This is a genomic window from Geminicoccus flavidas, from assembly GCF_009806515.1.
GTDB classification, from domain to species: Bacteria; Pseudomonadota; Alphaproteobacteria; order Geminicoccales; family Geminicoccaceae; genus Geminicoccus; species Geminicoccus flavidus.
Window position 1 is genome coordinate 1 of sequence record NZ_WUJP01001132.1, and the last position, 820, is coordinate 820.

The window sequence follows — 820 nt, forward strand, 5'->3', positions numbered from 1 at the left end:
CCACCGGGAAGTCGACTCCGGTCACCCGCCGGCAGGTGTCCAGCACCTCCTGGACGCTGAAGCCTCGCCCATAGCCGCAATTGAGCGCCATCGACGCCCCGCCGTCCAGCAGGTGGCGCAGCGCCGCCACATGTGCCCGGGCCAAGTCGGTCACGTGCACATAGTCGCGAATGCAGGTGCCGTCGGGGGTGGGATAGTCCCGCCCGTGGATCGCCATCCCCTCGCGCAGGCCAGCCGCGGTCATGCAGGCGAGCTTGACCAGATGGCCGTTGTCCGGGGTGGCCTCGCCGATCTCGCCGTCGGGATCGGCCCCGGCCACGTTGAAGTAGCGCAAGGCGAGCCAGTTCCCGCCCGAGGCCGCCATCAGGTCGGCCAGCATCCGCTCGGCCATCAGCTTGGAGGCGCCATAGGGGTTGATGGGGCTGAGCGGTGCGGTCTCCGGGATCGGGTGGAGGTCCGGCTCGCCATAGACAGCGGCGGTGGAGGAGAACACCACCTTGCCGATCCCGTGGCGGACCGCGCAATCGAACAGGTTGAGCGCCGCGATTGTGTTGTTGCGGTAGTACTTCGCCGGGTCGCGCACACTCTCGCCCACCCAGATATGGGCGGCCATGTGCACGATCGCGGCGAACTTCCCTTTGCCCATCAGCCGGTCCACCGCCACCGGATCGCCGACATCGGCCACCACCAGCTCGTCCGGGCGCACCGCCCAGCGGTGCCCGGCATAAAGATTGTCCAGCGCCACCGGCACGAAGCCCGCCCGGCGCAGCTCCTTGACTACGTGGCTGCCGATATAGCCGGCACCGCCGGTCACCAGGAC

Annotated in this window: 1 protein-coding gene; it reads right to left on the minus strand. The window is 68.9% G+C overall.

Translation table 11 applies throughout. The features are described 5' to 3' along the window. Positions 1 to 820, minus strand: an 820-nt coding sequence (gene galE / locus EQG76_RS31435) for a UDP-glucose 4-epimerase GalE (RefSeq protein WP_159719129.1), incomplete at both ends; no start/stop codon positions are given.